Below are 7434 nucleotides of genomic sequence, written 5' to 3'. Positions count from 1 at the left end.
GTTAAAGCGCGACATGCCCGCAACGATGGCAAGTGAAATGCCACAGAATGCTGACATAAATGGCGTGTAGCCCGAAAAGAGCACCACCAAGAGCCCGATAAGGGGGACAATGTTTGCCCAGCCTCGCTTCCAAACTTCGGCGAATTGGGGGAGTTGATCTTTGGTCAGGCCGCGCAGGTCAAGCTTGCGTGCCATAAGGTGTACCACGGTGAAAACACCGATCCGATAAACCCTATAACAGAGACCGCTTTCGTCCCGTCCGTGCTGATCCCGTCAACATACCACCACGCGTAGCCGTTTGGGGGGACATCAAGGTGGAAGCATGGTCCGTCATGATCGCCGCGGCCGCGTGCTGGCCGGAGAGCGTCGCCATCGGCACCCCCGCCCCCGGATGCGCCCCGCCCCCGCAAAGGTAAAGCCCCGGCACCGCTGTGCGTGCCGTCGGGCGTTTGAAGGCCGCTGTCAGCCCATGCGGGCTCCGCCCGTAAAGGGATCCGAGGCTCGCGGGAAACAGCTGGTCGAACCCCTGCGGCGTTGTCAATGTGTCCGGGCCGGGTGTTGGACTGAAGCTCAGGCCGAATTGCTGAAACCGCTTGAAAATCTGTGTCTGACATGGGGGTTTTTCCTTTTCAGGGTCGCGGAGTACCGGAGGGCCGTTCATGATGATTTCAAAGCGCTGAAGGGCGTCCGCAGCCACTGCGCCGTGATCTTGCGCGCAAAGATAGAGCGTCGCGTCGGTGGGCATCTCACCTTTTGCCAAAGCCTGAAACTCTGCCTTGGGGTCGTGCCCGAAGAAGACCGTGTGATGCGCTAAATCCACGCCTCTTGGTCTTGCGGCAAAGGCATGTACGAAGGCAGACAAGCTGCGCGGCTCCACGTTTTGCCTTGTTACGGCTTCTTTTGCACCATCCCCAAGCAGGCCAGTCTCTAGCGCGCGCGGGTCGCCATTGAAAAGCACGATATCGGCGGCGAAGTGTTCCTGCGCCGTTTGCACGCCCGAAATCCGGCCGTTCTGGCGCGTGATCCGTGTGGCTTGGGTGTTGTAGTGAAACGCCGCACCGCGTGCTTTGGCGAGTGTCGCAATACTTTGCGCCAGTTGATGCATGCCGCCTTTGATGGACCAAACGCCTTGGGCCTCCGCTTCCCAGATCAGCGACAGGATCGCGGGGGATGCGTAGGGTGATCCGCCGACGTATGTCGCATAACGCCCAAAGAGTTGTGCGAGCCTGGGATCACGGAAGGTGGATTTCAGCAAGCTCGCCATAGTGCGGTGCGGCGCCATGGCTGGGATCAAAAGGGGATTGCGCAGAACGGTCTTGGTGACGGCCATCTGATCTGGTGCAGCCGTGCGCATCATCGGTTCATCAAATGCCGCAAAAAGGCGTTTGGCGCGCACAGAGAACCGCGCAAATTCTGCTCCGGCCTTTGATCCGAATGCTGCACCGATGTTCGCGCGGCTCTGTGCACGGTCCGCTGTCAGATCAAGCGAGGTGCCATCGTCCCAATAATGCCGCGCCAGCACCGTGAGGGGTTCGAGCGTCAGATGTTCTGAAAGGTCCTCACCCACATCGTGAAAGAGGTCCTCAAACACGGGGCGCATCGTCAACACAGTTGGCCCGGCGTCAATCGGCCCGGCCTTGGATGGAACCGTGCGCATCTTTCCGCCGGGCATGCCATGCATGTCCAAGACTGTCACCGCGCACCCTTGATGGCTAAGCCGGAGTGCGGCCGCCAATGCGCCGATGCCAGCGCCGACAATGACGATTTTAGGCGGTCCTTGCGCCATATCGATCCTGAATCGGTTGTCCCATTTGATTTACATTGACATATGTAAACTAAAATAGACACTATAGTTTGCAAAGGAGATACGCATGAGAATCTCAGAGCGGATTGATGCAGCCATGGCGCAGGCTATTGCGCGTGGCCAAGGGGGCATGGCGCCTGCAAAGCTTGCTGCGGCGCTGGAATATGCTGTGACCCCCGGTGGCGCACGTATTCGCCCAACGATCCTGACCTCTGTGGCGATGGCCTGCGGTGATGACCGTCCGCAATTGACCGACGCCGCTGCTGTCGCGCTTGAGTTGATCCACTGCGCCAGCCTCGTGCATGACGATTTGCCCTGTTTTGACGATGCGGATATGCGCCGTGGGAAACTTGCATTGCATCGGGCCTATTCAGAGCCATTGGCTGTTTTGGCTGGTGATAGCTTGATGATAATGCCGTTCCAGCTTTTGGTGCGTGCTGCCGGAGACGCGCCTGAACGCGCTTTGGCGCTGATTGATATCTTGGGCACGCGCACTGGTATGCCTTTTGGCATTTGTGCCGGACAGGGTTGGGAAAGCGAGGATAACATCGATCTATCCGCATATCATCAAGCGAAAACCGGTGCATTGTTCGTTGCCGCCACCCAGATGGGCGCGGTTGCTGCCGGGCAGGATGCGGCCCCGTGGGAAGAGCTTGGCGCGCGCATCGGAGAGGCCTTTCAAGTCGCCGATGACCTGCGCGATGCGCTTTGTGATGAACAAATACTCGGAAAGCCTGCCGGTCAGGATGATCTGCATGGCCGCCCCAATGCCGTTGCATCTTTTGGTGTCAAAGGTGCGATCCAGCGCTTTGACGATATTCTTGGTGGTGCGATTTCATCGATTCCCGCTTGCCCTGGCGAAGCTGCCTTGGCACAAATGGTCCGTGCTTATGCAGATAAACTGGTCCCCGCAGGTGCGCGAGGCAGGCCAACAGTCCCCGGGGAATAATGTCGGACCCATCATCGAAGTCACAACCGCCCGCGCTGCCCAAGGGGGCGGTCAAACCTGCTGGCAGGTTGACGCGTTTGATGGCGAAGCGAGGATTCCAGCGCTGGGCTGCGAAATTTCCATTCACCCGTAATATCGTGCGCTCTGAAGGTGAGGCGATGTTCGATCTTGTGGCGGGCTTCTGCCATAGCCAGATCCTACAGGCTTTTGTCCGTCTTGGGCTGCCGGATCTTCTGCTGAAGAATGAGATGACAGCCGCCGCATTGGCCGATGCGCTGGACTTCCCTGAGGACCGTTTGCAGGTGCTTTTGTCCGGTTGTGTCGCGATCGGTCTTTTGAAGCTGCGCAAGTCCGGGCGCTATGCGCTAACGCGTCGGTCGGCTGCTTTGGCAGGTGTGCCGGGTCTGGCTGGCATGATCGATCACCATGAAATTCTCTACCTCGATCTGGCTGATCCCGTGGCTTTCTTTCGCGGCGAGGTGGAAACCGAGCTGGCAGAGTTCTGGCCCTATGTGTTTGGCGCGAAAGGTGCCACTGATCCGGTGGCGATAGCGCAATATTCCAAGCTCATGGCTGATAGTCAGGTGCTTGTGGCAGAGGACACACTTGCCGCCGTTGACTTCAAAGGTTCGCATCAGATGATGGATGTGGGCGGTGGGTCCGGTGCATTCCTGACGGCTGTTGGACAAGCCTATCCCGAATTGCCGTTGATGCTGTTTGACCTTCCTGCGGTTGTTCCCTCAGCGAAAGAGCGCCTTGAAGAGGCAGGCATCCTGCACCGCACTGAGATCATCGCCGGATCATTCCGCGATGAGGGCCTGCCAAGAGGGGCTGATCTGATCTCGCTTGTGCGTATTCTTTACGATCATAGCGATCAAACAGTCACGTCTCTGCTCGCGGATATTTATGAGGCGCTGCCGCCCGGCGGGCGCATCGTGATCTCTGAACCGATGACGGGAGGCGATACGCCCTCGCGCGCTGGCGATGCCTATTTTGCGATTTACTGTATGGCGATGCGGACGGGGCGTGCGCGCTCTGCCGCGCAAATCTCGGCGCTGTTGGAGGCGGCTGGTTTCACCCAGATCGACACGCCACGCGTCCGCCGCCCCTTCATTACTTCTGTGGTCACAGGTGTAAAGTAAACCTGACACACTAACTGTCTAAATAGATTGACACTTACGGTTGTCAGTCTAGAATAAACGTAAGACAGAGTGTCGCAGGTGCTTGCATAATTGCGCCAACCAACAGAGGGAAAACCGTTGCAAACCAAGGCTGTATTGTTATCGGCGCCGGGCCAGTTGGGTCTCGATGAGGTGGGAATCATTCCCCCTGTAGCTGACGATATTGTGGTCGCGATCAAGCATTCGGGCATCTCCACCGGCACCGAAAAGCTGTTCTGGACCGGAGAGATGCCGCCATTTCCCGGTCTGGGATACCCCTTGATCCCCGGATATGAGGCGGCAGGCGAAGTGGTCGAGGCCGGCCCGGACAGTGGTTACCGCGTGGGCGAACATGTCTTTGTGCCCGGTGCGAATTGCTACGAAGGTGCGCATGGCCTGTTCGGCGCCGCGGCTGAGACAATCGTGACCAAGGCGTCACGGGTCACGCGCATTGATCGCGGTCTGGGTGCGGCTGGCGCTTTGCTGGCACTTGCTGCCACGGCGCGTCATGCGATGGCCGGACCACATAAAGCCGTTCCTGATCTGATTATCGGCCACGGCGTTCTTGGTCGCCTGTTGGCGCGTCTCACCGTCGCCTCTGGCGCGCCTGCACCCACCGTTTGGGAGGTCGACCCGATCCGTATGGCAGGTGCGGAAGGCTATGAAGTGACGACGCCAGAGAATGACAACCGCCGTGATTACAAATCCGTTTATGACGCATCCGGTCGCGGCGACCTGCTGAACGACTGGATTGGCCGCATCGCCAAAGGCGGTGAGATTGTTCTCGCCGGTTTCTACGCGGCGCCGCTGCAATTCGCTTTTCCACCGGCCTTCATGAAAGAAGCGCGTTTCCGCATCAGCGCGGAATGGGCGCCTGATGACATGACCGCCACCAAAGCATTGGTCGAAGCTGGCACGCTTGAGCTTGCTGATCTGATTACACACCAACAACCTGCCGACCTCGCCAGTGGCGCGTATCAGACCGCATTCACCGATCCTGCGTGTCTGAAAATGATCTTGAATTGGGGAACTGCATGAAAGACGCCGTTGATAGCAAGCCTGCCGGTGGGCAGGACATACCAAACCTGAAGGATTTCGATCAACGTCTGCGCGACGAAGCGCATGAGGAGCCATCGCTGGAAGTCCCCCAGGGGGAGCCGACTTCGAAAACCCAGATCATCGCGATCTACGGCAAAGGCGGTATTGGTAAATCATTCACGCTCGCCAACCTGAGCCACATGATGGCCGAGATGGGCAAGCGCGTGCTGCTGATCGGCTGTGATCCGAAGTCTGACACCACCAGCCTGCTTTTTGGTGGCAAGGCTTGCCCAACGATCATTGAAACCTCTGCGAAAAAGAAGATCGCGGGTGAAGAAGTCGCGATTGGCGACGTTTGCTTCAAGCGCGGCGGTGTTTTCGCGATGGAGCTTGGCGGCCCTGAAGTCGGCCGTGGCTGCGGTGGTCGTGGCATCATCCACGGGTTTGAGCTTCTTGAAAAGCTGGGCTTTCATGATTGGGACTTCGACTATGTCCTTCTGGATTTCCTTGGTGACGTCGTATGTGGCGGCTTTGGCCTGCCCATCGCCCGCGACATGGCGCAGAAGGTGATTTTGGTAGGGTCCAACGACCTGCAATCGCTTTATGTTGCGAACAACGTCTGCTCTGCGGTTGAGTATTTCCGCAAGCTTGGTGGCAACGTCGGTGTGGCGGGGCTTGTTATCAACAAAGATGACGGCACAGGCGAAGCGCAGGCCTTTGCCGAAGCTGTCGATATTCCCGTTCTCGCAGCTATTCCGCAGGACGATGATCTGCGCAAGAAATCCGCGAATTATCAAATCGTCGGCACCTACGAGAGCAAGTGGGGTCCAATGTTTGAAGGGCTTGCGACGGCTGTTGGGATTGCGCCGCCTGTGCGCCCGTCGCCGCTCGATCAAGATGGATTGCTGGCCCTGTTTGATAGCAAGGATACTGGCGGCGACTACCAGCTTGTGCCAGCGACTGATGTCGACATGCGCGGCAAGAACGCTGCGCCAAAGGAAAGTCTCGAGGTCATCTACGATGACGCCTGAGCCGGAAACCCAAGGCTATGAAGTTGGCTATGATGATGCGGGCGACGTCCAGATCATCGAGGGTACGGCGCGTGAAGATACCTCTGATCTGCCTGCGGGCGTGCAGCAGACGGCATTGGACGGCGGGTGCACGGCAAGCGCTGGCACGATGGAAGCGGCCGCCCGCGCTGCTGGCAAATCCGAGATTTTGGACCAATACGCAAAGGATTATCCGCAAGGTCCACATGACCAACCGCAAAGCATGTGCCCTGCATTCGGGTCTTTGCGCGTCGGTCTGCGCATGAAGCGCGTGGCGACTGTGTTGTCCGGTTCAGCTTGCTGCGTTTACGGACTGACGTTCGTCTCACATTTCTATGGTGCCCGCCGATCTGTCGGCTACGTGCCGTTCAATTCAGAGACTTTGGTCACGGGAAAGCTTTTCGAGGATATTCGTGAAAGCGTCCATGATATGGCTGATCCCGATCGTTACGATGCAATTGTGGTGACGAACCTTTGTGTGCCCACCGCGTCCGGTGTTCCGCTGCGTTTGTTGCCAAAAGAGATCAACGGCGTGCGTATCGTTGGCATTGACGTCCCCGGCTTTGGCATTCCGACCCATGCCGAGGCCAAAGACGTCTTGGCCGGTGCAATGCTGCAATATGCGCGCGAAGAAATTGCAGCCGGTCCGGTTCAGGCGCCTGCCGGTGGCAAATCTGATCGCCCGACTGTCGCGCTTCTGGGTGAGATGTTCCCCGCCGATCCGATGATGATCGGCGCGATGCTGGCCCCGATGGGTTTGGCTGCTGGTCCAGTTGTCCCCACCCGCGAATGGCGCGAGCTTTATGCCGCGCTTGATTGTGGTGGTGTGGCTGCGATCCACCCGTTTTACACCGCATCGGTGCGTGAATTTCAGGCAGCCGGGCGTAGAATCGTTGGCTCTGCTCCTGTTGGCCATGATGGCACAGCCGCTTGGTTGGCGAATATTGGCGACGCGTTCAATGTCCCTGCGGCACAGATTGCAGCGGCGCAAAATGCGTTTCTTCCCGCGATATCCGGTGCCCTTGCCGCCGCAAAGATCAACGGCACAGTGACCCTGTCCGGCTACGAAGGGTCTGAGCTTTTGGTGGCACGTTTGTTGATCGAAAGTGGCGCGGATGTGCCTTATGTCGGCACGGCTTGCCCCAAAACACCTTGGTCTGCCGATGATGCGGCTTGGCTGGAAAGCAAAGGCGTGAAGGTGGTCTATCGTGCCTCGCTTGAGGATGATCTGGCGGCTGTTGATGCGATCAAGCCTGATCTAGCCATTGGGACGACGCCTGTTGTTCAACATGCCAAAGAGCACGGCATCCCGTCGCTCTACTTCACTAATCTTATTTCGGCACGACCACTCATGGGACCAGCGGGTGCAGGCTCGCTGGCGCAAGTGGTGAACGCCGCGATTGCTGGAAAAGAGAAGATGGACACAATGCGTGC

Annotated in this window: 7 protein-coding genes; 5 read left to right on the top strand and 2 right to left on the bottom strand. The window is 58.2% G+C overall.

Annotated features, from left to right (window positions below; genetic code table 11):
* A partial coding sequence (locus ACFDSS_RS01880; RefSeq protein WP_375254058.1) for a hypothetical protein occupies positions 1–195 on the bottom strand: 195 nt, incomplete at its 3' end.
* 37 nt (positions 196–232) lie between these two features.
* Positions 233–1786 carry a 1-hydroxycarotenoid 3,4-desaturase CrtD gene (crtD, locus tag ACFDSS_RS01875; protein ID WP_375254057.1) on the bottom strand — a complete coding sequence of 518 codons (1554 nt, stop codon included), beginning with the start codon at positions 1784–1786 and terminating at the stop codon, positions 233–235.
* A gap of 85 nt (positions 1787–1871) precedes the next feature.
* On the opposite strand from crtD, the gene ACFDSS_RS01870 reads away from it, so the two are divergent.
* From ACFDSS_RS01870 to bchY, 5 genes are all read left to right on the top strand, one after another.
* Positions 1872–2753, top strand: coding sequence for a polyprenyl synthetase family protein (locus tag ACFDSS_RS01870; RefSeq protein WP_375254056.1), 882 nt, complete (start codon positions 1872–1874; stop codon positions 2751–2753).
* Positions 2754–2833: 80 nt separating this feature from the next.
* The gene (locus tag ACFDSS_RS01865) at positions 2834–3895 is read left to right on the top strand and encodes a methyltransferase (RefSeq protein ID WP_375254055.1); all 1062 of its coding nucleotides are present in this window, start codon (positions 2834–2836) and stop codon (positions 3893–3895) included.
* Positions 3896–4012: 117 nt separating this feature from the next.
* On the top strand, positions 4013–4951 hold the full coding sequence (bchC, locus tag ACFDSS_RS01860) for a chlorophyll synthesis pathway protein BchC (protein ID WP_375254054.1): 939 nt from the start codon (positions 4013–4015) through the stop codon (positions 4949–4951).
* Positions 4948–5982: a chlorophyllide a reductase iron protein subunit X gene (locus ACFDSS_RS01855; RefSeq protein WP_375254053.1), complete on the top strand. Its 1035-nt coding sequence runs from the start codon at positions 4948–4950 to the stop codon at positions 5980–5982. The genes bchC and ACFDSS_RS01855 overlap by 4 nt, the downstream gene beginning before the upstream one ends.
* Positions 5972–7434: chlorophyllide a reductase subunit Y (gene bchY, locus ACFDSS_RS01850; RefSeq protein WP_375254052.1), on the top strand; the 1463-nt coding region annotated here is incomplete at its 3' end. The genes ACFDSS_RS01855 and bchY, both read left to right, overlap by 11 nt.

This window comes from Yoonia sp., from assembly GCF_042093035.1.
Taxonomy (GTDB): Bacteria; Pseudomonadota; Alphaproteobacteria; order Rhodobacterales; family Rhodobacteraceae; genus Yoonia.
Note: the sequence above shows the minus strand (reverse complement) of the source record. Positions and strands in the feature narration are given on the sequence as shown.

Coding starts and splice junctions, on each gene's coding strand:
- ACFDSS_RS01855 (WP_375254053.1), top strand. CDS start 4,948: ATGAAAGACGCCGTTGATAGCAAGCCTGCCGGTGGGCAGGACATACCA.
- ACFDSS_RS01870 (WP_375254056.1), top strand. CDS start 1,872: ATGAGAATCTCAGAGCGGATTGATGCAGCCATGGCGCAGGCTATTGCG.
- ACFDSS_RS01865 (WP_375254055.1), top strand. CDS start 2,834: ATGGCGAAGCGAGGATTCCAGCGCTGGGCTGCGAAATTTCCATTCACC.
- crtD (WP_375254057.1), bottom strand. CDS start 1,786: ATGGCGCAAGGACCGCCTAAAATCGTCATTGTCGGCGCTGGCATCGGC.